Genomic DNA, 24,796 nt, shown 5'->3' with positions numbered 1-24,796 from the left:
GATTTGAGTTCGGCCAAACTCGGCGTGGCATTCAGCCAGTCGAGGAGTGGTCCTTTGCGATGCGTCTTTCTGAGGCCGTCCAAAAGCGGACTTGGGTCAGCGCCCAACTGCACGCTCGACCAATATTCAATTCCAGTCTGTCCGTCGGGGAAGGTGAAACCCTTCTCGTAGCCCGAAGACATATTGGTATGAAGCACAAGCGAGATAGAGCGGTTTTCGCCAGCCGCACTGGCCATCCAGTAATTGTCTAGTGCATGCCTAGATTTCTCGCTCGCAAGCGTCAGTTGACGATTGGTGGAAGCATGCGCGACCTGCGTCAGGCGGGTTTGGCCGTCTGCGGATGCGAGATCGTAGTCCTCGGCAATCTCTACAAAAAGGGTCTCAGTACTCGCAAGCTCAAGCCAGGTAATTGCTGTTTCTAAAAACTGGTATTGATAAGCGCGAACAACATGATCGGCATGTCGCTTCGGATCAAAAGGCGGAATTGGTGCCGTCATCTTGGCCTAATTGGTTCAGCGATTGTGAGCGCTCCGTTCACTCTAAATATGTCGCATCGCGAATAGAAGAGACCTGCGAGGGGACAACCGCACAAGAAGAATGTCTGTTCGGTTGACTCCCTTTGATCGCCCTTATCAGGATCTCATGGTCGCGCGTCCTTACGAAGGAGGTGTAAGGCTCACCCCACCCTAGGATCAGCAGCGTAGACCGCCATGCTTTCCGGGATAATGTTCGGCTTGCGGCTTTCACCTGCAGCCCAGGCGTCGATCATGTCGGCCCATTCCTGCATCATGTGGCGGCGCTGGTCGGCATATTCGGCCTTGTTGTAGACCCCACGCGATGAGCGCCGGTCCTCATGGGCGAGGCTCTTCTCGATCCAGTCGCGGTTGAAGCCGAGTTCATTGAGCAGCGTCGAGCCCGTGCGCCGCAGGTCATGAACCGTGAACGGCTCCAGCGGCAGCTCCATCTCACTGGCCAGCTTGTGGGCGCTGTCGGTGATCCGGTTGAAGGTCGCATTCGAGATCGGGCGGAACGTGTCATAGCGCGACGGGAAGACGTATTTCGATCCGCCTGCGCAGGTCTTCAGCGCCACCAGAATGTCGAGCGCCTGGTTCGACAGATAGACATTATGGTCAAGGCCCGTCTTCATCCGCTTTTTCGGGATGGTCCAGACCGCATCCTGAAAGCTGACTTCGTCCCAGGTCGCATGGGCGACCTCGGTCTTGCGCTTCATTGTCAGTAGGATGAATTTCACGCCGAGCTTCAGCGTCGGATTGGCGGTGATCTCTTCAAGGACCCGATAGAGGACCCGGATCTCCAGCGGCGTGAGCGAGCGGTCGCGGGGCCGGACACGCGCGATCGAACGGGGGTCGACCTCTTCGGCAGGATTCTCGACGCGGATGCCGTGCAGGGTGGCGAAGGCGTAGATGAGCTTGATGAACTCACGGGCGTGGAGCGCCGTTGAAGGCGCGCCCCGCTTCTTGATCTTGTCGCAAAGCTGACGGACGTCCTCGCTCGTCACCTCGCGCAAGGTGTAATTGCCCAGCGCCGGGATCAGGTCACGGTCGACAATGTGACGACGCATATCGCGGGTCGAGTCCGACATCTCGCTCTCAGCGAGCCAGCGCTGAGCAAGCTCCCCGAATGTCCCTTCCGATTTCGCTTTGGCCTTGGCCCGCTTCTTTTCTTTGGCGGGTGAGACACCCTCATCCACGAGCTTCTTCGCATCGATCAGCTTCTCGCGCGCAGCCGCCAGCGTGATCCCGTACTTGCCATAACGCCCGATGGTCAGCGTCTCTCGGCGCCCGTTCACACGGTAATCGTAGCGGAAGGTCTTGGTGCCCGTCGGCGCGACGGACACATAGAGACCGTCCCGGTCTGCGACCTTGTAGGGTTTGTCCTTTGCTTTCAACGACTTGATTGCAATATCGGTCAGCATGCTGCGCCTCCTTCCCACCAATTTTACCGTCAGGCCAAAATAGCCATTTCCCAACAACAAAACACTATTTTTTCAATGTGTTATGCCGAAAAAATACCGTCAGGCCGCCAAAATGGGCTGACGGTATTTTGACTTTAGGCAGGAAGAGGCAATTTGTATACCGTCAGGCGATACCGTCAGAATGTTCCGTTGGCCCGCGATAGAAGGCGATAGACACCGAACGAAAATCGGTATCAAGCTACTGTATTTGTTGAATTTATTGATCGTTCGCGATAGTCCGCGAGAGACGCGGAATCATTCCCACTCGATCGTGCCCGGCGGCTTGCTCGTTACGTCATAGACGACGCGATTCACGCCTTTTACTTCATTGATGATGCGCGTGGCAACGCGGCCGAGGAAAGCGTGCTCGAACGGATAATAGTCCGCCGTCATACCATCTGTGGATGTCACCGCCCGCAGCGCCAGTACGGCCTCATAGGTCCGCTCGTCGCCCATCACGCCCACGGTGTTGACCGGCAGCAACACGCTGAACGCCTGCCAGATTTCGTCGTACAGGCCCGCCTTCTTGATCTCGTCAATATAGATCAAGTCCGCCTTGCGCAGCGTGTCGGCCTTCTCGCGCGTGATGGCGCCCGGAATGCGGATCGCGAGTCCTGGCCCGGGGAAAGGGTGGCGCCCGACAAAGGCTTCCGGCAGGCCAAGCTCCCGGCCGAGGGCGCGCACTTCGTCTTTGAACAGTTCCCGCAGCGGCTCGACCAGTTGCATGTTCATGCGTTCCGGCAGGCCGCCGACATTGTGATGGCTCTTGATCGTTACAGATGGCCCGCCCAGCGCCGAAACGCTCTCGATCACGTCCGGATACAGCGTGCCCTGCGCCAGGAAGTCCGCCCCGCCAATCTTCTTCGCCTCGGCCTCGAACACATCAATGAACAGGCCGCCAATGATCTTGCGCTTTTTCTCCGGGTCCGACACGCCGTCCAGCTTGCCGAGGAACAGGTCCGACGCATCCACGTGCACCAGCGGAATATTGTAGTGTTCGCGGAACAGGCTCACCACCTGCTCGCTCTCATTCGCCCGCATCAGGCCGTGATCGACATAGACGCAGGTCAGCTGCTCGCCGATGGCCTCATGGATCAGCACGGCCGCCACGGACGAATCCACGCCGCCCGACAGGCCGCAGATCACCTTGCCCTTGCCCACCTGGTTGCGGATCTTTTCGATGGCTTCGGCGCGATAGGCCGCCATCGTCCAGTCGCCCTTCAGGCCCGCCACACCATGCGTGAAATTGCGCAGGATCTGCGCGCCATGCGTCGTGTGCACGACTTCCGGGTGGAACTGCGTGCCATAGAACTTCCGCTCCGGGTCAGCGATGATCGCATAGGGCGCGCCCGGCGATTTCGCGATTACACCAAATCCCGGTGCCATCTTCGCCACATGGTCGCCATGGCTCATCCAGACCTGTTCATGCTCGCCGCTGTCCAGCAGGCCCTCAAGGAACGGATCGTCCACCACTTTCTCGATAAAGGCCCGGCCGAACTCGCGGCTCGTGCCGCCCTCAACATGCCCGCCCAGCTGGTGCATCATCACCTGCTGGCCGTAACAGATGCCTAGCACCGGGATGCCCGCCTCGAAAATCGCCATGTCGGCCATCGGCGCATCGTCCCAATAGACACTCGATGGCCCGCCAGACAGGATCACCGCCTGCGGCCCGTAGGCTTCCAGAAAGGCCTTGTCGACCTTGTTGAACGGGTGGATTTCGCAATAGACGCCGCTTTCGCGCAGGCGCCGGGCGATCAGTTGCGTCACCTGGCTGCCGAAGTCGACGATAAGGGCGCGTTCGTGTCTTTGCTCTGTCATGGCGCCGTTTAGCTGAGTCCCGCCGCCCACGGCAAGCCTCTAGAGCCTGTTAATGATGGAAACCCTGCCTCAGACGTAGGGCTCGCCCGCTTCGAACCGCTCACGGACCTCGGAAATCTTCTTGTAGTCGCTCGCTACCTGGTAATGCGGCGGATCGGATTTCTTCCAGGCCCCGCCCCATTCCAGACCTGGCAAAAGGGCCAGCCCGGCCAGGTCGCGATAGGCCTGGGCATCATGCGCCGCATCGCCATTCATGTAACGGCCATCCTCGAACAGGGCGACATCCCAGGCGATGCCGAAATTATGGTTGCTCTGGCCGCCCTTGGCCCATGTCACCTTGGGTCCCGGCGGACCGCCCCAGCGGCCCTTGGCATAAAGGTCATCCTGCTCGGCATAGGTCCGCGTCCCCGAAATAATCTTCACCAGATACGGAAAGCCCGCCGCCCTGAGCAAGAATTCCCGTGCCAGCCGTTGTGCCTTCATATGCAGGCTCCGGATATTGCCCTCTGTGCGCACATCGTACGCGCCCATTTCATCCCGCATGGCCGCGCTGGCGGCCAGGAAGGCTTCGTCTGCGGCATTTGTCTTGGTCCCCCAGAGACCGTCCAGCCCATGCGGGTCAAAACCAGAGGCCTTCAACAGGCGTTGCCGGAACAACACTTCTTTCTTGTTCAACTGATAGCTCATGCTGGTCCCCTCAGCGTTCAGACCGATCCCTCTCGGCCGACCTGCAGGATACACGACTCGCCTGGGATGGGCACCCGCTGATCCTGCGCCGCGGTCCAGCTTGGATATTGACCTGCCCCGCTGCATCCGGCCATGTCGGTGCATGAACACTGCCCAGACACTCGATGCGCGCAAACAGGCCGCATTCAACCATGCCCGCAACGGCCAGTTCGCGGACGCCGAAACCGCGCTGCAATCCGTGCTGCGCGAGGCCCCGCGAGATCTTGGCGCCCTCCTCCTGCTGGGAGATGTCCAGCACGCGGCCGGCAAGACCCAGGATGCTAGCCGCGCCTATGGCGGCGCCATGCAGGTCGCACAGATGCATGCCGGCCCCGTTCCGGAGGACTTCAAGCCGGGTCTCCAGCGTGCGGCGACTCGCCTCGGTGAATATGCGGGCCTTTACGAAGCCTTCATCGCCGCGCAGATCCCGCCAGAAAGCCGCTCGCCGCGCTTCGACCAGTCGGTTGGCATCCTGCTCGGCCAATCCGGCATCTTCCTGCAGCAGCCGACGAAGTATTATTTTCCCGAACTCCCGCAAATCCAGTTCTATGACCGCGCGGGTTTCGACTGGGCCCCCGCCCTCGAAGCGAAAACGCCCGCCATCCAGCAGGAACTGCGCGCCGTCCTAGCTGACCACGCCGCCTTCCGCCCCTATCTGGAGCGCGACGAAAACCAGCCGCATGTCAAAAGCCACAGCCTTGTCGGCAATGATGACTGGAGCGCCTTCTATCTCTGGAAGGACGGCGCGCGCGTCGAAGAAAACTGCGCCCGCTGTCCCGTCACGGCCGCCGCGTTCGAAAACCTGCCGCTGGACTACCTGCCCGGACAGGCGCCCTCGGTCCTGTTCTCCCTGCTGAAGCCCGGAGCGGCCATCCCGCCGCATCACGGCCTCATCAACACCCGCCTGATCTGCCACCTGCCGCTGCTGGTACCCGGCCCAGCCTGGCTCCGCGTCGGCAACCAGACCCATCACTGGAAGGAAGGCAAACTCGTCATCTTCGACGACAGTATCGAGCATGAGGCCAAGAACGAGGCGAGCGAGACCCGCGTCGTACTCCTGTTCGACATCTGGCGCCCGGAACTCTCCCTGCAGGAACGCGCGGAAGTCACCAAACTCCTCGGCGCCATCGCGCAATATTCCGGCCAATCCGTCCTTACGGAAACCTAGCTTCCTGAAGCGCTCATCCTGAGCGAAGTCGAAGGACGAGCGCTCCCGCGCCTATGCCGCGCGCCGCAGCACGGCAAAGAAGAAACCATCCGTCCCGGCCCGGCGCGGCGTCAGCCGCACGCTGCCGGTCGGCAGGCGGAACCGCTGCACCACATTGGCGCCCTCATCCGTCAGCAGGCCCGAGGCAATCGCCGCCGCCGCCGCGTCTTCTTCGGTGAACTCAGGGTGCGTGCTCAGGAATTCCGCCACGCGGTCCTCGTCCTCTTCCATCAGGAAGGAACAGGTCGCGTAGACCATCCGCCCGCCCGGCTTCACGAATTCACTCGCCTTGGCGATGATATCCGTCTGCTCGGCCATGCGCTTTTCCAGCTGGCCCTGCTTGATGCGCCATTTCGAATCCGGCCGGCGCCGCCATGTGCCTGTCCCCGTGCACGGCGCATCCACGAACACGCAGTCCATCTGCCCCGTCAGCGTCTCCAGCTGCACCGGTTCGCTCGGATGCACCAGCTGCACATTATGCGCGCCAGACCGCTTCAGCCGCGGGATCAGCGCGCTAAGGCGCCGCCCGTCAATGTCATAGGCAAAGATCTGCCCCTTGCCCTTCATCTGCGCGGCCAGCGCAATCGTCTTGCCGCCGCCGCCGGAACAATAGTCCAGTACCTGCTCGCCGGGCTGGGCATTTGCCGCCGCCGCCGCGATCTGGCTGCCGGCATCCTGCACCTCGACCCAGCCCTTGGAATAGGCCGGAATGCTCTCAAGGCTCGCCTCGCGCTCGCTCGGGTCCTTCGCCGGAATGTGGAAGGCATTGTGCAGCAGGCGCGACTGTTCCGCCTTCGCGCTCTTCAGCGGCATCGACGCTTTCTCCGCGTCCACTTTCAGCGTGTTCACCCGCAGGTCCACATCCGCGCGCACGGCCATGGCCTGCGCCTCGACTGTCGCTTCCTCGCCGAACACGCGCGCCATCATCGGCGCCATCCATTCGGGATAATCGCCCTGCACATGCGGCGGCGCAGCCGGGTCCGGCGCCATCACCAGATGCTCGCGTTCAGCCAGTGTCAGTTTCTCCGGCGCGTGTTCTTCATCCATCGCATCGTCGATCTGGCGGATATCCCAGCCCCACGCAAAGGCCAGCGCCCCAAGCACAAGCGCCCGCGGGCTCTCGTCCTGCATGCGGTAGGCAATCGAGTTGCGCTTGCGCAGCGCGTCCAGCACGAGGCCTGACACCCAGGCCCGGTCCTTGCTGCCCGCATAGCGCGCCCGCTTGCCCCAGTCGCGCGCCGCCGACTTCACCGGCTGGTGCCGGTTGAGAACATCCGTCAGGACGTCGATTGCCGCTGAAATCTTGCCGCCATTACGCATTGAAACCATTGCCCTCTTTTGCCCTGCCGAGCAGGAAAGGCCCCTGTTACTCTCCAAAACACCGGAGGGAAACCGTCAAAGGCTTAACGCCTGCGGTCCGTCGCCAGCCAGCGTGCCGCCATGGCCTCCCCGCTGGTAACGGCATGGCTGGCTAGCGGCCCCAGCGCCCAGTCGCCTCCCGCCATCAGCGTGCCGTCTGCATTTACGGCGGAGGGCGCCCCCAAGGGGCGGGCCGTGCGGGCATAACGCCAGCGATGGCCCTGCATGTAGGCCGGCTGCATCGGCAGGCCTGTCGCCGCCCGGAACATTTCCAGCAGGCGTCCCGCCGCCTCTGCCTTGTCGAGCTCCAACCACTTTGCCGACCATTCGGCCGCGGCATGCACCGTCCAGCGTTCCGCCCCGGACTGGCCGGGCTTTGCCAGCATGGGAATGGCCAGCCCTGCCGGAAATGGCAGGTCCATCGCCTTTTGCGCCAGCTCGGTCGGCGCCTCAAAGCCCAGCAGCAATGTCCAGATGGGCGCCATGGTCACGCCGGACAATCCGGCCGCCATTTCCGGCACATTGCCCAGCAGGGCCACCGCCTGCGGCGCCGGCACCGCTAGGATCACGCCGTCGAAAGCGCCAAGGTCCGACCCGTCAGAACCGGCCAGCCGCCATCTGCCCGCAACCCGGTCCATGTTGGCAATTTCTGTCTCCTGGCGGATATCCAGCCCTTCGGCCAGCGGCCGCACCAACGCGCTCGCCCCCGGTAATCCGGTGCATCGGGCCCCTGGCGGACCATCCGCCCAGACATGCCCGCCCAGCATCACCGCCAGTTCCTGCGGAACCCCCGGTGCGCCATGGTCAATCGGGCCCAGATCGGTCCGCCGCGTTGCCAGCCGCCCGCCCAGCCCCCGGCTCTTGTCGAACACCACCACCGCGCATCCGGCATCGGCCAGCCGCCGCGCCGCGGTCAGTCCCGTCAGCCCCGCGCCGATCACCGCTACCCTGCCCTGCATCCTGCTGCCCTTTTCCGCTTCGGGCCGTGAGATAGGCCGTGCCCGTCACAAGTCCCGGTTTCTGTCGCAGCGGGGCCATGCTAAACTACCGGGGAGACATGAAAAAAAACCGGCATATGGGGCAGAAACATGCAGGTAGAGCTTTCAGGCGACGTGCGCGCCGCCACACCAGCTGACTGGCGCCAGCTGGGCGACATCACGGCCGAATCCTTCGCTGACGATCCGGTCAATAAATGGATTTTCGGCAACAGCCGCGCCATTAAGTCGGCCTTCACCGTGCTCGCCCGGGATATCTATGCAAAACGCGGCCATTGCTACCTGGCAGGCGATGGCGGCGCGGCCATGTGGTGCACATCGGATATGGACCGCAGCCTGTCCACGCTGCCCCTGCTCTCCCTTGCGGCCGGCGTCATGCGCTGGGGCTCGAAAGGCGCCGTCAAGCGCGCCATCACCGCAGGCGAAGTCATGGATGCCAACCACCCCCACGAACCGCACATGTACCTCTTCACCATTGGTACACGGAAAGCCGCACGCGGCACAGGACTCGGCAAGGCCCTCATCCGCCCCGTGCTGGAGGCCTGCGACCGCGACGGCCTGCCCGCCTATCTCGAAAACTCGAACCCCGACAATACCGGCTTCTACATGAGCCACGGCTTCGAACACATGAAACTGTTCGAAGTCGGCGAAGGCTCTCCCCCGCTGGAAGCGATGTGGCGCAAGCCGCGCGCGTAACCTCCACACGCGTCACCCCCGATGGCCAAAGGCCATCTGGGGGCCCATCACCTGAAAACGCATCAGGCGCCCACGGTCCGGCTTGGACAATGGTTTGCCTACGCGACAGCGCACCTGACATCAAAATCAAGAGATGGGCCCTCAGACCGCTGCGCGGTCGAGGGTGACGCGAAACGAGAGCATGCTCCTCAAGGACCTCATCCTGAGCGGAGCCTGTCCTTGCGAAAGCGTGGATCGAAGGACGAGGTCCGTGCGATATGCCTACAGTTTTCTACAATCAGCATAGCCGATAAATACTACTTTAACGTGAAGCGGGCATCCTCTGACATCAATGTCTGCTGGGAATCGGATTTATGGGTGCAAAAGTATCAAATTTCAATTGCGCGCTGCTGTCAGTACTGGGGCTGCTGATACTAGCATCCTGCGATCAAAAATTACGCCCTGATGTAGGAAATCCGGACGCCCAAATGGTTTTTGAAACCTTACTGGATGGCTGTCTGGTGGGGCCGAACGAATTCGAAATAACGGCAGGAAGTCTTTCCAAGCTCGGCTGGACACAGTTCTACGAGAACATCAGTCTTAACCAAAAGTCCGAACATTGGGTCAATTTGGACGCTTACCGCGGACCACCGGGTCGAAGCAGCACGGCTGAGCTCAAGAGAGAGTGGACGTTTTACGATTCGAAAGATGTGAAGCTTGGCTTCTGGAAGCTCAATTGTTCAATAAGTATGCTTCCTAAAGACCTGCAGTGGACGGCTGTTGTGAGTGCGTTGGAAAAACATCAAGCGCGCATGCAACCCATGGGGGTGATTGAAGATGGCAAAAAAAACGAAGCGACATTCAGCTTTCCATTCAAAAAAGAGGGCATTGGCCATTTGGTCATTACTCAATCTGTAAAGCGCGGGTCATTTTCGGTTCTCGTGCAAGTGAGTATGCCCCCCACGTACCTTCCTCTTTCAGTTACTGAATACCTTGCGGCAACATTTGAACCTACTCGCGAAGACCAAATCGCAGAAATGTTCTGGGATCTTTGCCTGGATGGTTATCCGCAAGCTGCTGAGGAAATCTACGCTCGTGCCCAAAAGATTGAATGGACTTACCTCGGTTGGTCCATGACGCACGAACAGATCGTAAGGCCCGCACCACAATGGACGGCTGTCTTCGCTCACACACGATCCAACAGGTGCAACCTCCAGCTCAAAGTAAATCAGAAGGCACGTACTTTTCGATGTGAACTGAAAATGCAGCCCTATTGTTCGCGAACCGATAAATATCCTATCAATCTTAGACGACTTCTGAGCGGCGGACAGGTTCTCCAAAGTCTCTTAGACAACCACAGCATCGATGTGAGCGAAACAGATACCGTCAACAAAAACGGGGATACATTCAATGATGACAGGTATCGTATTTTGAGAACTGCGGGTCAGCCAACCAATTTGGAAATACAGTTTATAGGAAACCAAGCCAGAGAAGGGGCAGATGCCACTTTAGTTGCCGAATACGATTTGCTTTCGGATTGAAGCGTGGGCATGCGACCATTGGTGGCCGATCTAGGTCTAGAATCCCCTACCCCCGGCTCACCGAATAGTTCGGCGCTTCGCGTGTCATCATCACGTCGTGCACATGGCTTTCCTGCAGGCCCGCGCCGGTGATCTGCACGAACTCGGCCTTCTTGTGCAGCTCGTCGATATCCTTGGCGCCGACATAGCCCATCGCCGCGCGCAGGCCGCCAACCATCTGATGTACGATGGGTCCGACCGGCCCCTTGAACGGCACCTGGCCCTCAATACCTTCCGGCACCAGCTTCTCGGCCGCCGCATCCTTCTGGAAATAGCGGTCGGCCGAGCCGCGCGCCATCGCGCCCAGGCTGCCCATGCCGCGATACGCCTTGTAGCTGCGTCCCTGGTAGAGGAACACTTCGCCCGGCGCCTCTTCCGTGCCGGCAAACATGCTGCCCATCATCGCCGTCGCCGCACCGGCGGCCAGCGCCTTGGCAAAGTCGCCGGAGAACTTGATGCCGCCATCGGCGATGATCGGAATGCCCGTCTTCTGTGCCACGTTGGCGCACTGCTCGATCGCCGTCAGCTGCGGCACGCCCACACCGGCGACGATCCGCGTCGTGCAGATCGAGCCCGGCCCGATCCCCACCTTCACGGCGTCCGCCCCGGCATCAATCAGCGCCCTGGTGCCCTCGGCTGTCGCCACATTGCCCGCAATGATCTGCACCGAGTTCGAAATCTTCTTGGCCCGGCGCACGGCCTCCGCCACGCTGATCGAGTGGCCATGCGCCGTATCGATCACCACGGCGTCAACCCCGGCCTCGATCAGCGCCATCGTACGCTCAAAGCCTGCATCGCCCACGGTCGAGGCCGCAGCCACGCGCAATCGTCCGGCCGAATCCTTGGCCGCATTCGGGTTCACGGCGGCCTTGTCCATGTCCTTGACCGTCAGCAGGCCGATGCAGCGCCCGTCATTGTCGACGATCACCAGCCGCTCGATCCGGTGCTTGTGCAACAAGCCGCGCGCTTCGGCCGGATCGGCCTCCATTTTCACGGTGACGACTTCGCGGGTCATCATGCTGGCAACCGTCTGGTTCAGGTCATCGGCAAAGCGCGTGTCGCGATTGGTGATGATGCCGACCACCTTGCCGTCCTTTTCGACGACCGGAATGCCGGAAAAGCCCGTGCGCGCCTTCAGCTCGCGCAACTCGCCCAGCGTCGCCGTCGGCGCGATCGTCACGGGGTTCATCACCACCCCGCTCTCATACTTCTTCACCATGGCCACTTCGCCCGCCTGCTCTTCAATCGTGAGGTTGCGGTGAATAACGCCAATACCGCCCGACTGGGCCATCGCGATGGCCAGCCTGGCCTCGGTAACGGTGTCCATGGCCGCCGAGATCAGCGGTATGTTCAGGCTGATAGACTTGGTCAAGAAGGTCGAGACGTTCACGTCAGCGGGTAAAACCTCGCTCGCGCCGGGCTGTAGCAGCACGTCGTCAAAGGTAATGGCTTGTCGGATTTTCATGTGGGGAGCTCCCTTTTTGGCCTAGTAAGGGAGTCGCAGGGGCTTGTGAAGTGGCCAATTTCAAACATTTCTTCGTCGGCGATGGTGCCGCAAGTTTCCATTTGCATCTTCAAGGCTTTGCCGGGTCCGCTGCAGCAGTTCAATCACATCATCCGGCACGGCGGCTGCATTCGTGCTGTAGGGGCGCCATGCATCGAATGCCGTCAACAGTTCGCTCGCCACGGAATGAGAGATCACGCCATCATCCTCCAGCGCAAGGATTCTCACCCGGTAATCGCGTTTCCCGAGGTTTTGGTATTTCCGCTTCTTGCGTCCGTCAGAAACATGCTCGGCGGAACGATCAACATATTCCTTGAGTGTACCGATAATTTCAGCTCCGTCCCTAAAACTGGACCGCTTGGCGAAACGCGCACTGCCGGGTGTGGCCTGCTTCTGCGACGGTGCCCGTACAGGCGCCTCGGGCGCTGGCGCCATCGCGAGTTCCGGTACCTCCTCGTCCATCGCCATCCAATCGTCGGAGAGATCTGCGAACAAATCCACACTCACCCCGCTCAGGGCCGTTTCCGTTTGTGCGGTTGACCGCTCCTGCAGCTCCTTGGTCAGGTCCTCGCCAAGCTGGTTATCGTCCACCTTCTCCGCGATACGCCCCACGCGCCGGTTCACCACGACGCCGATCGTCAGCGTGGCGACCGCAATGATCAGCTCGCTATTGGCAAGGTCCCAGAAGGTCAGGTTGGGTGGAATCCCGAGATAGTCACGGATCATTACCGCAATCGCTGCCGCTTGCTCCACTGCGTTCCCCCCCGTCGATCTCGTTCCAGTCTACCAGAGCTCGCTTGCCGCGAAAAGTTGGCTCTGGACCTCGCAACTATTCTGTTCCCTGCCCCGTCACATGTTCAGTCAGTCGATGCAGATCGTCCACTGGACCTTGCCGTCATTGACTTCGGCATGGCAGCCGAACGGACTGTCCGTCGCCTGGCAAATACCGTCATGGGTCATCTGGTCCACGTCATCTTCGGAATCCGCTGACAGCAGGCAGCGCCCGGTACAGTCGGTTGCAGACATGCAGGACATCCCGGCATCGGCATAGGTCTGCACGCACTGGTCATGGCCCAGCATGCCGCCCCGCTCCACCGATCCGCCAACGGCCTCGCACCTGGCCGTCTCGGCACGCGTCGCCCGCTTGCTCTTGAATGTGATCTTCTCATACGTGCCGACCGCTGCAGGCGCGGTCGTGTCAGGCGTCTTCGTGCTGCCGAAATGCGCGCAGGCCGACAGGGCAATCAGCCCGAGCGCAAGGGCGATGCCCGGCCTGATCATCCGGGGAAACGGGCAAAGGCCAGTATGCCGTCCGGAACATGATGGAAGCTCTGGGCATCGTCCGTCTGCATGATCATTTGCGGCTGCCCGAAGACCGAGGGATCGTCCAGGGAGCCGACCTTCAGGATCACCGCGCCGGAAAGGGCCGGGGACCGCGTCAGGAGCTGTGTGCCGCATTCCGCGCAGAACTCGCGCGTCACTGCGCCGTCCAGGCCGGCGCGTGCATAGGCCTTCGGTGCGCCTTTTGTGAACCTGAATCCGGCATCCGGAAACGCAATGAAGTCATTCGGCTGGCCACCCGTGAAATACTGGCATTCCCGGCAATGGCATTGTGCCTTCATCAGCGGTTCGCCCTCAACCTCGTATCGCACCGCGCCGCAATAGCATCCGCCCGTAACCTTCATCTTCCTCTCCCTTGTCTGGACAAACAGTCTGGCCGCGTTGACGACCCTGCGCAAGCAGGATCGGCGCGGAACAGTTCGCCGCCACATCCGTTGACCCCACAGCAAGAGGAGAAAAACAATGTCATCAGACACCTATGCCATCAGCAAGATCGTCGGCACGTCAGAGAAGTCCATCGAGGATGCAATCGAAGGCGCGCTGGCCACGGCGAGCAAGACGCTGCGCAGTCTCGATTGGTTCGAAGTCACGTCCACGCGCGGCTTCATTGAGAACAACAAGGTCAAGTATTATCAGGTGACGATCGAACTCGGATTCAAATACGAGGGCTGACCGCTCGCCTTCCTGCCGGGCACGCGCGCTCGCGCAGTTCAGCCTTTGAACCCCTTGGCGATGACAAATATTTCCGGGCTTCCGGCACGGCTCGCCGGGGGTTTGATATGCTTCACGCTCTTGAAGTTCGCCTTCAGCATTTCCAGCACGTCCTTGGTTGCGCCGCCCTGGAACACTTTCGAGCAGAACGCCCCGCCCGGCGCGAGGTGCGCCACGGCGAACGCCACCGCCATCTCTACCAGCGCCACGGTGCGCAGGTGATCGGTCTGCTTGTGCCCGGTCGTATTGGCCGCCATGTCCGACAGGACGAGGTCCGGCTTGCCGGTAAGGCCTTTCAGCATGCGCGCCACATCGTCCGGATCATTGACATCGCCCTGCACGATATGCGCGCCCGCCACCGGCTCGACCGGCAGCAGGTCGATGCCGACCACTTCCGCCGCCCCCTTGGCCACCGCCACCTGCAACCAGCCGCCCGGCGCACACCCCAGGTCCACCACCCGCTGGCCCCGCCGCAACAGGCCGGCCTTCTCGTCTATCTCCAGCAATTTATAAGCGGCCCGTGCGCGAAAGCCCTCGTCCTTCGCCTTGCGGACATACGGGTCCTGCAGCTGGCGCTCGATCCACTTTTTCGAACTCTCCGATTTCGCCCTGTGGGCAAACACCTTGCGCTCGTCCATCTGACGGCCAGACGAGCCCTTGTTGCCCGTCGGGCCTTTCCAGCGGCGCTTTTCTTCATCCGACATCTGGTGCGTCCTTCTGGCTGCCAGCCTGGTTATCAGGCCCGCGGCGTGTGCGCCGGTTGCGGCGCCGCGCCTTGGGCTTCTTGGGCCCATACATCATGGACAGCAACAGGCCCTCGCGCAGTCCCCTGTCGGCCACGCGCAGCCGCCCGGCCGGAAACGCTTCCCACACGGCCTCAACGATGGCGCAGCCCGAGAGCATCAGTCCGGCGCGCTCGTCGCCAATCGTCGGCAGCTTGGCCCGCCCTTCCAGGCCCACGTCACGCAGCAACTGCACGGCTGCGGCGCTTTCTTCACGGCTCAGCCAGGTCCCGTCCACCTTGTCGCGCCGGTAGCGATCGAGCTTGAGGTGCACGCCGGCCAGGCAGGTGACGGTCCCGGACGTGCCGATCATGTGGGCCTCGTCGCTGCTCATGGCGGCGCGCACGTCTTCGATCCCGTCCCATGTCTTGAGCGTCTGGCGGGCATGCTCGACCATGAGCGGATAGGATTCGACTTCATCGAGATGGGAAAAGGCTTCCGAAAGCGTCACCACGCCCAGCGGCAGGCTGGTCCAACCGAGAATGGGCGCCTTTTCCAGCAGGCCCTTGAACCCATTGTCCCGGGCCGCCTCGGCATTCACCCAGGACAATTCGGTCGATCCGCCGCCGATATCGACAACCAGAACGGACTTGGCCTGCGGCGCGATCAGGTCGTGGCAGCCAATCGTCGCCAGGCGCGCTTCTTCCTTGGCCCCGATGATCTTGAAGGTGAGACCCGTTTCCTCATGTACCCGGCGGATGAATTCGGCGCCGTTCTCGGCCTTCCGGCAGGCTTCGGTCGCGATGCAGCGCACCCGTCCAACGCCATGCTGTTTCAACTTCCTGCGAATGTGCTGCAATGCGTCAATTGCCCGCTCGATTGCGGCATCCGACAGGCGGCCGGTCTCGTGCAGGCCCTCGCCAAGACGGGCAATCTGGGAATGGGAATCGACCACGCGAAACGTCTTCCCGCGTGGCTCGGCGACCAGCAGGCGGCAATTATTCGTTCCAAGGTCGACGGCCGCAAAAAGCGGTGCCGTCTTTCCGTTGCGCGTGGCGCTCCGCCTGTTGCGGGCACCCGGCGCTTTTTTTTCAGCCATGGTGTGGCCCAAATTGATGACTTGGGGCATTGTTATCACAGGAGCTGGAAATGGCTAGTGGACGCAATTGCAACGGGTGGTTGAAATACCTGTTTGGCCGCCGGCGCCGCCGGGCGGCGAGGTCGGCCCTGTTATTGACCCACCCCATTGACGGAAATCGCAGCTATAACGCCATGTCCACGCATGTTGCCAAGTTCCAGATCGGCCAGGTCGTCCGCCACCGCATGTTTCCATTCAGGGGCGTAATTTTCGACGTGGACCCGCAATTCGCGAATACAGTGGAATGGTATGAATCCATCCCTGAGGAAGTCCGGCCCCGCAAGGACCAGCCTTTCTACCACCTGTTTGCCGAGAATGAGCGCACCCATTATGTTGCCTATGTCTCCGAGCAGAACCTGCTGCCGGACGATTCCGACACCCCGCTCACCCACCCGGATATCCTCGACTGGTTCAACCTGACGGGCGGCGGCACCTACGAGCTCAAAAAGGGCGTCGCCAACTAGCGTCCCCGCCTGCCCGCTCATCAGGCCAGGTAGAACAGGTAGATCGCAATGCTCGTTGTGACCCCGACAATCAGGTTCATCGGCACGCCAATCTTGAGGAAATCCGAGAACCTGTAATTGCCCGCCGCATGCACGATCGTGTTTGTCTGATAGCCGATGGGAGACGCAAAACTTGCGCTTGCACCGAACATCACGGCAATCACCAGCGCGCGCGGCTCAATGCCCAGTTCCGTTCCCAGCACGATCACCAGCGGTGTCATGATGACCGCCACGGCGGCATTGGTCACCAGTTCCGTCAGTACCGACGTCAGCAGGTAGATCATCAGCACCAGCCACAAGGGTGACGCCGACACCAGCAGGGGCGTCATGCTGCTGACCAGCATGTCCACGCCGCCAGACGCGACCAGGCCCTGTCCAACCATCAGCATGGCAAAGATCAGCGCAAGCACCCCGGCGTCCATCGCCTCGAACGCATCACTCAGCGACAGGCAGCCAAAGGCCAGCACGGCGCCCACCCCGATCAGCGAAGCCATCACCAGCGGAATGCCCAGGATGGCCGATGAAAGAATCACTGCCGCGAGTATAGCAATGGCCAGCGGCCCGCGTTTGCGGCGGAAGGGTTCTGCCTTGAAGGTCTGGTCTACGACCAGCGCGCCTGATGCCGCCAGCTCATGCAGTTCGCTCCGGTTGCCATCGACGATCAGCCTGTCGCCGGCCTTGAGCCGGGCATTGGCAAGGTCCGGCCCGGGGGGATTACCGTACCGCGTCAGTCCGCGAACGGTCACGGCATGGTGCGACAGGTAGGAAATCTCGGCAATCCGCCGGCCGATATTGGAATCATTCGCGGCGACGGTCGCCAGCGCCCGCTCTTCCGGGCCGGCATCCGTCTTGCGGCGGCTGATGCCGATACGGAACAGCTCCGAATCCACCAGGGTCAGCAGCTCCGTCAGATCGGCCCGCAGGGTAACGCGGTCGCCTGCCTTCAGCAATTCGTCCGCATCACTCCCGGAAAACCGCCGGCTCCCCCGGCTGTGGGATACGACGCTGATCCCTTTCTTGGAAAGCTCGGGCACTTCGGTGACCAGGCGCCCGATAACCGCAGACTCCTCCGGGACAACCGCATCGGTCAAGTAGCGGACCGGTGCCGTGGGCGCCGTCGATCCGGCCGCGGCGCGCGGCAGCAACACCCATCCGAGCCCCAGCAGGACGGCGAGACCCGTTCCGAACGTGACCAGGCCAACCGGCGTGATCTCGAAAATGCTGAACGCTTCCATGCCGGCATCTTGCGCCACACCGGCAACCAGCAGGTTGGTTGATGTCCCGATCAACGTACAGGTTCCGGCCATGATCGACACATATGACAGGGGAATGAGCAGCTTCTTTTCGGAGATTTTCAGGCGCCCGGCCAGTTCCATGACAATCGGCAGCAGGATGACAACCACCGCCGTGTTATTGACGAAGGCAGACCCGATGGACACGGTCACGCCCAGTAAAAGCAGCGCGCCAACTGTCGACCGGTCAGCCTCCTGCAGGACGGAAGCGGCCAGTGCGTCCAGAACACCCGTCCGTTTCAGCGCCGCAGCGAGGATGAACATGGCGCCAATCGTGATCGGCGCACTGTTGGAAAAAGCCGACAGCGCACCGGGTTCGTCCAGAAAGCCGATCAGAATGAACGCTGCTGCCCCGATCATGGCTATCGCCGCTGGCGGCAGCCGCTCCATGAAGAAGCCGGCAAACATGGCTGCCAGGATGCAAAGCGAGATGACGGCCGCATGGTCAGACAGGAAGGCTTGCATCAAATCTGACCCCGAACTCCAACCCGCTGGACATAACACATAAGGCAGGTCCGGGTTGCCTTCCCGGCACTGTTTCTTTTCAGTTAGCCGGTCCGGTACCGCCGCCGTCCAGAATCGCAATCACCGCGTCCCAATGCGCCAGGGCCTCAACATCGCCCTGCGCGGCCACTTCCGCTGCTCGCAGCGTGGCGATCACGCTGGCGTCGTCACCATACTGGCGAAGCAGCTGCCCCGCGACGCTGGCGGCCGTCACACTCATTCGGCCCGGACATTCGCGCGTTCGATCGCCGCCGTGGTCGACTGGCCATCAACCAGCGGCACGATATGCACCGTCCCGCCGCGTGCCAGAACCACATCAGCGCCGACGATTGTCTCGATCGTATAGTCGCCGCCCTTGACCAGCAGGTCGGGCTGCAGCGCTGCAATCAGCGCGCCGGGCGTATCTTCATCGAACACGACAACTGCATCGACCGCCGACAGGCCCGACAGGACACGCGCCCGCGACGATTCATCATTCACCGGACGGCTCGGGCCCTTCAGGCGCTTCACGGAGGCGTCCGAATTCAGGCCGACGACAAGGCGGCCGCAGCGCGCCTTGGCTTCTTCCAGAACCTTGAGATGGCCCGGATGCAGGATGTCGAAACAGCCATTTGTGAACCCGACGGTCAGGTTGGAATCCCGCCAGACGTTCACCTGCTCGACCAGCGTCTCCAGCGGCACATGCGAGATGCCGCCATTGCGCAGGCCCATTTGCAGCGCCGTGTTCAACTCGCTTGCCGACACAGTGGCCGTGCCCGATTTCCCGACAGCAATGCCGGACGCAGCAATCGCCAGTTCCACCGCCTCCGCCAGGCTTCCGCCCGCCGCCAGCCCCAGCGCCAGCGCGGCAATGCTTGTATCGCCCGCACCGGACACGTCATACACTTCCCGTGCCTCGCCGGACCGGTGCATCACGCAGCCATCCTTCTGCACAAACGACATGCCCTTGGCCGCGCGCGTCACCACAATCGCCTTGGCGGGCAGCACGCTCATCGCTTGCGTCAGGGCCTCGGCTGCATCGCGGTCGGTCTCCACCGGCACGCCCATTGCCTGGCCCAGTTCCACCGCATTCGGCTTCAGCAGGTCGACCGCGCCATAGCGCGAAAAATCCAGCCCCTTCGGATCTGCAATCACGGGAATGCCATGCGCGCGGCCTGCCGCGATTGCGGCCTCGATGACATTCTTCGTGATCGTGCCCTTGGCATAATCCGACAGGATGATGAGGCTCGCATCCTTCGCGGCGTCTTCGAGTGACATCACGATATCGGCCTCGGCTGTCAGGTCGATGGCCCGCGTGTCTTCCGCGTCCACCCGCAACAATTGCTGGCCCCCCGCGACGAAGCGCGTTTTCAGCGTCGTCGGCCGGTCGCGCATCACGATCAGGTCGGCTTCCACGTTACCTATCTGGCCCAGCAGTTCCGCCAGCTCGCGCCCTTCGGCATCGTCGCCCACCACGCCGATCAGCGCCGTGCGCAGGCCCAGCGTCGACAGGTTGCGCCCGACATTGCCTGCCCCGCCCGGCATCGCGGCTTCCCGCGTGCGCCGCATGATCGGCACCGGCGCTTCAGGCGAAATGCGGGTGACCTGCCCATACACGAAGCGGTCGAGCATGACGTCGCCCACACAGATGACACGCTTGCCATTTGCCTCCCGGATCAGGTCGATCAGCTTCTGCGTATCCATCAGCAATCTCCGGCCGGGCAATCGCAGTGCCCTGCAATGACGGCAGCAATGGGTGTGGTTTCGGGACTCACGGCCATATTGGCGACTCCATTTGATCACCGGATATAGCCCCGCCACGCCCGAGGTGAAACCCATCGGATCACCGACTGATCCATAACCCGCTCCCATGCGTAGTACCTTTGTACTTCCAACTGCATGTATCCGGAGCCGAATTCCTGTCACAGCCTGCCCCCGCCCTTTTCTGGTTCCGTGAAGACCTCAGACTATCCGACAACCCGGCCCTCCATGCTGCCGTTTCGACCGGCAAGCCCCTGATTTTGCTGTACATTCACGACGAGCAATCGCCGGGCCTGCGTGCCCATGGCGGCGCCTCGAAATGGTGGCTCGGCAAATCCCTCGCCGCGCTCTCTGCGCAGATCGCCAAAGTTGGCGGCCAGCTGACCTTGCGGTCGGGCCCCTCTGCCACGGTCATTCGGGACATAATCGCGGAATCCGGCGCTGACAGCGTGTTCTGGAACCGCCGGTACACTCAGGCCGAACGCGGCCTCGATGCCGAAATCATGGAAACGCTCAAGCAGGATGGCGTCTCTGTCGCCAGCTGCAATGCGCGCCTGCTGACAGAGCCGTGGACCGTGAAGACCGGCGCAGGCAGCTATTACAAGGTCTTCACCCCCTATTGGAAGGCCGTCCGCGCCGAATACCGCGCGCCTGAGCCCAGCCCTGCACCGGCCTCCCTCGCCGGCCCTGACATGGCTTCCGACGCCCTCGCCGGCTGGAGCCTGCATCCGTCCGGCCCGGATTGGTCCGGCGGACTGGCCGGGACATGGACGCCCGGCGAGGCAGGTGCCGCCCGGCGCCTCGCCGACTTCCTCGACGGTCCGGTCAACCACTATGCCGACGCCCGCAATCGCCCCGACATCAAGACCTCCACGTCAGGCCTGTCGCCGCATCTTCGTTTCGGCGAGATCGGCCCGGCACAGGTCTGGCGCGCCGTCCAGCACGGCATCGCCGCAGGCCGCTTCGATGAAGCCAGTGCCATGACCTTCCTGTCCGAAATCGCCTGGCGCGAATTTTCCTATGTCCTGCTGTTTCACAATCCGGAACTCGCCAGCCGGAATTACAATCACGCATTCGACCATATGCCCTGGCGCAGCGATGACGCCGCCTGTGACGCCTGGCGCAAGGGCCGCACGGGCTATCCCATGGTCGATGCCGGCATGCGCCAGCTATGGCATACCGGCTTCATGCACAATCGTGTACGGATGATTGTAGCCTCCTTTCTTACCAAGCACCTGCTCCTGCCATGGCAAATGGGTGAGGACTGGTTCTGGGACACGCTGGTCGATGCCGACCCCGCCTCCAACCCTGCCAGCTGGCAGTGGACGGCAGGCAGCGGCGCAGATGCCGCGCCTTATTTCCGCGTGTTCAATCCCGTCACCCAGGGTCAGAAGTTCGACGTCACCGGCGCCTATGTCCGCCAATGGTGCCCTGAACTCGCCCGATTGCCCGGCAAGTACCTGCACGCCCCCTGGGAGGCTGACGCCGCCACGCTTTCCACCGCGGGCATCACCCTCGACAAGACCTATCCCTCGCCCATTGTCGACCACAAGGCCGCGCGCGACCGCGCCCTCGATGCCTACGAGACCCTGAAAGAAAGACGAGACGCCGCATGAAACGCATAGCAATCATAGGGTCCGGCATTTCCGGCATCGGCGCCGCCTACGCCCTGAAGGACACAGCGGACGTCACCCTGTTCGAGGCCGACGACCGGCTCGGTGGGCATGCCTGCACGCATGTGTTCGACTATGACGGCCACGAAACTGCGGTCGATCTCGGCTTCATCGTCTACAATGGCCTGAACTATCCGAACCTGATCGGCTTCCTCGACGCGCTCGGCGTCGCGACGCAGGCCTCCGACATGAGCTTCGCCGTCTCCGACCGTCACGGCTGGGAATGGGCCTCGACACCGCGCGGCATGTTTGCCCAGAAGCGCAACCTGCTCAACCCCGCATTCCACCGTTTCTGGCGCACGATCCTGAAGTTCAATGATCTTGCCCGCACCGAACTCGCCGAGGGCAGGATCGAGGATGCAACGCTCGGCGCATGGCTCGACAGGCACGGCTTCGACCAGCCGTTCCGCTGCAACTATATCCTCCCCATGGGCGCCGCCATCTGGTCCACGCCCGAGGCCTGCATGCTGGACTATCCGGCCCGCAGCTTCTTCCAGTTCTTCGATAACCACCGTCTCATGCACAGCGAAAGGCCCAAATGGCGCACCGTCACCGGCGGCAGCCAGACCTATGTCCGCGCGGCCGCCCTGGCGCTGGGCGACCGCGTGCGCACCCGCACGCCGGTCATCCGTGTCTTCCCCTTCGGCGAAAAGGTCACCGTGGTCACGTCCGACAAGCGCGCGCATGTTTTCGACGATGTCATCATAGCCACCCATTCGGATCAGGCGCTTGCCCTCGTGGAAAACAGCTGCGAGGACCAGTCCTTCCTCCTGCGCTCGGTGCATTACCGTCCGAACACGATCTACCTCCACCGCGATCCCGCGCTGATGCCGTCACGCCGCAATGCCTGGGCCAGCTGGAACGTGATCAAGCAGGACAATGGCGACATCTGCCTTTCCTACTGGATGAACCGCTTGCAGGGCCTTGATGACAGCCGCCCGCTCTTCATCACGCTCAACCCGGAAACCGCCCCGCGCGACGACCTGACCTTCCACGCCTATGAATTCGACCATCCCCAGTTCGATGCCGCAGCCGAGGCCGCCGTCCGCGGACTGACACGCATACAGGGGCAGGATGGTATCTGGTTTGCCGGCGCATGGATGGGCCGCGGCTTCCACGAGGACGGCCTGAAATCCGGACTGTCGGCAGCCCTCTCCCTCGGCGGCAGGGTGCCATGGGAGGCGAAAGGCGTGGACATTCACACGCCAACGCGCAAAACTCTCCACATTGAAATTGCAGCAGAGGTGTCCGTTTGACGGTTCCGGCGCTCAATTTGTGGAAAGGCAAGACGGTACATGCGCGCTACGTGCCGTTCGAGCGGCGCTTTGCCTATGACCTCGCCCTCATGGATATCGACATTGACCGTCTGGACGAGGCCGGCCGGCAGTCCGCCCTGTTCTCTGTCGAGCGGCCCAATCTCTTTTCCTTCTCCCGCAAGGATCACGGCGCGCGCGACGGCCTCCCTCTTCGCCCGTGGGCTGAGCAAATGTTCGCCATGGCAGGTGTAAAGCTCGACGGCGGCGCGATCCGCCTCGTCACCCTGCCCCGCCACCTCTTCTACAAGTTCTCGCCCATCTCGCTCTGGTACGGCTACGGCCCCTCCGGCGGCCTGCGCGGCATCATCTACGAGGTCAACAACACGTTCGGCGACACCCATTCCTATGTCGCCGCCGTCACGGGAAACCGTTCGCAGCACGAAGCGGGAAAGGCGTTCCACGTCTCGCCCTTCTTCGATGTCACCGGCACCTACCGGTTCACCCTGCGCGCACCGGATGACCGCCTCGGCGTCGTCGTCGAGAGCCTGAAGCACGGCACACGCCTGCACATGGCCAACATCATCGCCCGGCGCCAGCCCGCAACAACCGGCACGCTCCTGGCCACCGCCGTGACACGCCCCTTCTCCACCCTTGGCGTCACCTTGGGCATTCACTGGCAGGCCCTGAAAATCTGGCTTCGCGGCGCGAAATACCGGTCCCGCCCCCATCCTCCCGAACAGGCCGCCACGCTGGCCGCTGGATCGTCCGCCGACGCGCCACAGATCACGAAAGATGCCGCATGAGCGATCCCATCCTGGCCACGGCCCAGTCCATCCGCCGCCTCAAGGGCATCCCGGCCTCGTTCCGCCTTGCCGCGCTTGCCCTGCTGCGTACCCAACGCGGCACCCTGCAGTTCACCCTGCCGGACCGCCGGAAGATCATCTACCGCAATGACGCGAGCGGCCCCTCCGCCGAGATCATCGTCCACGACTATAATTTCGTGAAACTTGCCTTCGCGGGCGGTGATGTCGGCTTCGCCGAAGCCTATATGGACAGCCAGTGGTCGACACCGGACCTGACCAAGGTCCTGCAATTCTTCTCCGCCAATTTCGAAGCCGCCGGACAGCTCGCACGCGGCGGCATGGTGGTGCGCTGGGCCAATATGGTGCGCCACTTCTTTAACAGGAACTCCCGTTCCGGCGCCCGGCGCAACATCATGGCCCATTATGATCTGGGCAATGACTTCTACCGCCTCTGGCTCGACCCCAGCATGACCTATTCCTCGGCCATCTTCGAAAGCCCGAACCAGTCGCTCGAACAGGCCCAGCAGGCCAAGTACCGGAACATCTGCGACCGGATCGGTGCTGGTCCGTCCAGCAGCATCCTCGAAATAGGCTGCGGCTGGGGCGGCTTTGCCGAATATGCCGCCAAGCATCGCGGCAGCCAGGTGACATGCCTCACCATCTCGCCGTCCCAGCGCGACTTTGCCATGCAGCGCATGCAGCGCGAAGGCCTGTCCGAGCGTGTCGATATCCGCCTTGAAGACTATCGCGACCACACGGGCCTCTATGACGGCGTTGCCTCGATTGAAATGTTCGAGGCGGTCGGCGAAGCCTACTGGCCGAGCTATTTCGCCAAGATCTTCGAATGCCTCAAACAGGGCGGCAAGGCCGCGCTCCAGATCATCACCATTGATGACGATCTCTTCGCCAGCTACCGCAAGCGCGTTGATTTCATCCAGCGTTATATCTTCCCGGGCGGCATGCTGCCTGGCGAGACCGCGCTCAAGGAACAGTTCGCCAGGGCGGGCCTGCGCCATGACGGGGTCCACTATTTCGGCCAGGACTATGCCCGCACCTGCAATGAATGGGCCCGCACATTCAATGAGAAATGGGGCGAGATCGCCCCGCTCGGTTTTGACGAGCCTTTCCGGCGCATGTGGAATTTCTACCTGTCCTATTGCGAAGCCGGCTTCCTCGACGGCCGCATCAATGTCGGCCAGTTCGAAGTCTCAAAAGCCTGACCCGTGTGCAACCGGGAACATAGGTAACGTTTCAGACCGGGCAGATGGGTTACA

24 protein-coding genes are annotated in these 24,796 nt (G+C 62.0%); 9 read left to right on the top strand and 15 right to left on the bottom strand.

Going from position 1 to position 24,796, the window contains the following annotated elements; translation table 11 throughout:
* The 4 genes from VR74_RS07935 to VR74_RS07920 form a co-directional block, all read right to left on the bottom strand.
* Positions 1-497 (bottom strand): hypothetical protein (locus VR74_RS07935; protein WP_045695724.1); only part of this gene is annotated, 497 nt, incomplete at its 3' end.
* 179 nt (positions 498-676) lie between these two features.
* Positions 677-1,936, bottom strand: a complete 1,260-nt coding sequence (locus tag VR74_RS07930) for an integrase arm-type DNA-binding domain-containing protein (RefSeq protein ID WP_045695723.1) — start codon at positions 1,934-1,936, stop codon at positions 677-679.
* Between the two features lie 294 nt (positions 1,937-2,230).
* The gene (guaA, locus tag VR74_RS07925; RefSeq protein ID WP_045695721.1) at positions 2,231-3,793 is read right to left on the bottom strand and encodes a glutamine-hydrolyzing GMP synthase; all 1,563 of its coding nucleotides are present in this window, start codon (positions 3,791-3,793) and stop codon (positions 2,231-2,233) included.
* 69 nt (positions 3,794-3,862) lie between these two features.
* Complete coding sequence (locus tag VR74_RS07920; RefSeq protein WP_045695720.1) at positions 3,863-4,480, bottom strand: M15 family metallopeptidase; 618 nt, start codon at positions 4,478-4,480, stop codon at positions 3,863-3,865.
* Between the two features lie 142 nt (positions 4,481-4,622).
* Here VR74_RS07920 and VR74_RS07915 point away from each other — a divergent pair, with 142 nt between their 5' ends.
* Positions 4,623-5,687, top strand: coding sequence for an aspartyl/asparaginyl beta-hydroxylase domain-containing protein (locus VR74_RS07915; protein WP_045695719.1), 1,065 nt, complete (start codon positions 4,623-4,625; stop codon positions 5,685-5,687).
* A gap of 51 nt (positions 5,688-5,738) precedes the next feature.
* Here the strand turns inward: VR74_RS07915 and VR74_RS07910 are convergent, their stop codons facing one another.
* Both VR74_RS07910 and VR74_RS07905 read right to left on the bottom strand, forming a co-directional pair.
* Entirely contained in the window at positions 5,739-7,046 is a 1,308-nt protein-coding gene (locus VR74_RS07910; protein ID WP_045695749.1) for an RsmB/NOP family class I SAM-dependent RNA methyltransferase, read from the bottom strand.
* An 83-nt stretch (positions 7,047-7,129) separates the two neighbouring features.
* Complete coding sequence (locus VR74_RS07905) at positions 7,130-8,044, bottom strand: FAD-dependent oxidoreductase (protein ID WP_045695717.1); 915 nt, start codon at positions 8,042-8,044, stop codon at positions 7,130-7,132.
* Positions 8,045-8,173: 129 nt separating this feature from the next.
* Between VR74_RS07905 and VR74_RS07900 the strand changes: the two genes are divergently transcribed.
* Both VR74_RS07900 and VR74_RS07895 read left to right on the top strand, forming a co-directional pair.
* On the top strand, positions 8,174-8,776 hold the full coding sequence (locus tag VR74_RS07900) for a GNAT family N-acetyltransferase (RefSeq protein ID WP_045695715.1): 603 nt from the start codon (positions 8,174-8,176) through the stop codon (positions 8,774-8,776).
* 353 nt (positions 8,777-9,129) lie between these two features.
* The gene (locus VR74_RS07895) at positions 9,130-10,296 is read left to right on the top strand and encodes a hypothetical protein (protein ID WP_299949881.1); all 1,167 of its coding nucleotides are present in this window, start codon (positions 9,130-9,132) and stop codon (positions 10,294-10,296) included.
* Positions 10,297-10,342: 46 nt separating this feature from the next.
* On the opposite strand, the gene guaB is transcribed toward VR74_RS07895, so the two are convergent.
* The 4 genes from guaB to VR74_RS07875 form a co-directional block, all read right to left on the bottom strand.
* Positions 10,343-11,800 carry an IMP dehydrogenase gene (guaB, locus tag VR74_RS07890; protein ID WP_045695713.1) on the bottom strand — a complete coding sequence of 486 codons (1,458 nt, stop codon included), beginning with the start codon at positions 11,798-11,800 and terminating at the stop codon, positions 10,343-10,345.
* Between the two features lie 60 nt (positions 11,801-11,860).
* Positions 11,861-12,592, bottom strand: a complete 732-nt coding sequence (locus VR74_RS07885) for a hypothetical protein (RefSeq protein ID WP_299949879.1) — start codon at positions 12,590-12,592, stop codon at positions 11,861-11,863.
* Positions 12,593-12,700: 108 nt separating this feature from the next.
* The gene (locus VR74_RS20665) at positions 12,701-13,120 is read right to left on the bottom strand and encodes a hypothetical protein (RefSeq protein WP_299949877.1); all 420 of its coding nucleotides are present in this window, start codon (positions 13,118-13,120) and stop codon (positions 12,701-12,703) included.
* Positions 13,117-13,524 (bottom strand): GFA family protein, encoded by a 408-nt coding sequence (locus tag VR74_RS07875; protein WP_045695711.1) that lies wholly within the window; start codon positions 13,522-13,524, stop codon positions 13,117-13,119. The genes VR74_RS20665 and VR74_RS07875 overlap by 4 nt, the downstream gene beginning before the upstream one ends.
* A 118-nt stretch (positions 13,525-13,642) precedes the next feature.
* On the opposite strand from VR74_RS07875, the gene VR74_RS07870 reads away from it, so the two are divergent.
* The gene (locus VR74_RS07870; RefSeq protein WP_045695710.1) at positions 13,643-13,852 is read left to right on the top strand and encodes a dodecin; all 210 of its coding nucleotides are present in this window, start codon (positions 13,643-13,645) and stop codon (positions 13,850-13,852) included.
* 38 nt (positions 13,853-13,890) lie between these two features.
* Here the strand turns inward: VR74_RS07870 and VR74_RS07865 are convergent, their stop codons facing one another.
* Complete coding sequence (locus tag VR74_RS07865; protein WP_045695708.1) at positions 13,891-14,595, bottom strand: RlmE family RNA methyltransferase; 705 nt, start codon at positions 14,593-14,595, stop codon at positions 13,891-13,893.
* Positions 14,585-15,712: a Ppx/GppA phosphatase family protein gene (locus VR74_RS07860; protein WP_045695746.1), complete on the bottom strand. Its 1,128-nt coding sequence runs from the start codon at positions 15,710-15,712 to the stop codon at positions 14,585-14,587. Before VR74_RS07860 ends, VR74_RS07865 begins: the two co-directional genes overlap by 11 nt.
* Positions 15,713-15,762: 50 nt before the next feature.
* Between VR74_RS07860 and hspQ the strand changes: the two genes are divergently transcribed.
* Positions 15,763-16,215, top strand: coding sequence for a heat shock protein HspQ (hspQ, locus tag VR74_RS07855; protein ID WP_299949875.1), 453 nt, complete (start codon positions 15,763-15,765; stop codon positions 16,213-16,215).
* A gap of 20 nt (positions 16,216-16,235) precedes the next feature.
* Here the strand turns inward: hspQ and VR74_RS07850 are convergent, their stop codons facing one another.
* From VR74_RS07850 to rfaE2, 3 genes are all read right to left on the bottom strand, one after another.
* Complete coding sequence (locus tag VR74_RS07850; RefSeq protein ID WP_045695706.1) at positions 16,236-18,011, bottom strand: SLC13 family permease; 1,776 nt, start codon at positions 18,009-18,011, stop codon at positions 16,236-16,238.
* A 79-nt stretch (positions 18,012-18,090) separates the two neighbouring features.
* Positions 18,091-18,270, bottom strand: coding sequence for a hypothetical protein (locus VR74_RS07845; protein ID WP_045695704.1), 180 nt, complete (start codon positions 18,268-18,270; stop codon positions 18,091-18,093).
* Entirely contained in the window at positions 18,267-19,733 is a 1,467-nt protein-coding gene (rfaE2, locus tag VR74_RS07840; RefSeq protein WP_045695703.1) for a D-glycero-beta-D-manno-heptose 1-phosphate adenylyltransferase, read from the bottom strand. The genes VR74_RS07845 and rfaE2 overlap by 4 nt, the downstream gene beginning before the upstream one ends.
* 179 nt (positions 19,734-19,912) lie before the next feature.
* Between rfaE2 and VR74_RS07835 the strand changes: the two genes are divergently transcribed.
* Genes VR74_RS07835 through VR74_RS07820 form a run of 4 tightly spaced genes read left to right on the top strand, consistent with a single transcriptional unit; the run spans position 19,913 to position 24,742 of the window.
* Positions 19,913-21,406, top strand: a complete 1,494-nt coding sequence (locus tag VR74_RS07835) for a deoxyribodipyrimidine photo-lyase (RefSeq protein ID WP_299949873.1) — start codon at positions 19,913-19,915, stop codon at positions 21,404-21,406.
* Positions 21,403-22,719, top strand: coding sequence for an FAD-dependent oxidoreductase (locus VR74_RS07830; RefSeq protein ID WP_045695702.1), 1,317 nt, complete (start codon positions 21,403-21,405; stop codon positions 22,717-22,719). The genes VR74_RS07835 and VR74_RS07830 overlap by 4 nt, the downstream gene beginning before the upstream one ends.
* On the top strand, positions 22,716-23,522 hold the full coding sequence (locus VR74_RS07825; RefSeq protein ID WP_045695700.1) for a DUF1365 domain-containing protein: 807 nt from the start codon (positions 22,716-22,718) through the stop codon (positions 23,520-23,522). Before VR74_RS07830 ends, VR74_RS07825 begins: the two co-directional genes overlap by 4 nt.
* Entirely contained in the window at positions 23,519-24,742 is a 1,224-nt protein-coding gene (locus tag VR74_RS07820) for a cyclopropane-fatty-acyl-phospholipid synthase family protein (protein WP_045695699.1), read from the top strand. The genes VR74_RS07825 and VR74_RS07820 overlap by 4 nt, the downstream gene beginning before the upstream one ends.
* Positions 24,743-24,796: the final 54 nt, after the last annotated feature.

It is taken from the genome of Hyphomonas sp. BRH_c22 (assembly GCF_000961795.1).
Lineage (GTDB): Bacteria > Pseudomonadota > Alphaproteobacteria > Caulobacterales > Hyphomonadaceae > Hyphomonas.
This window is presented reverse-complemented; position numbering and strand designations above follow the sequence as displayed.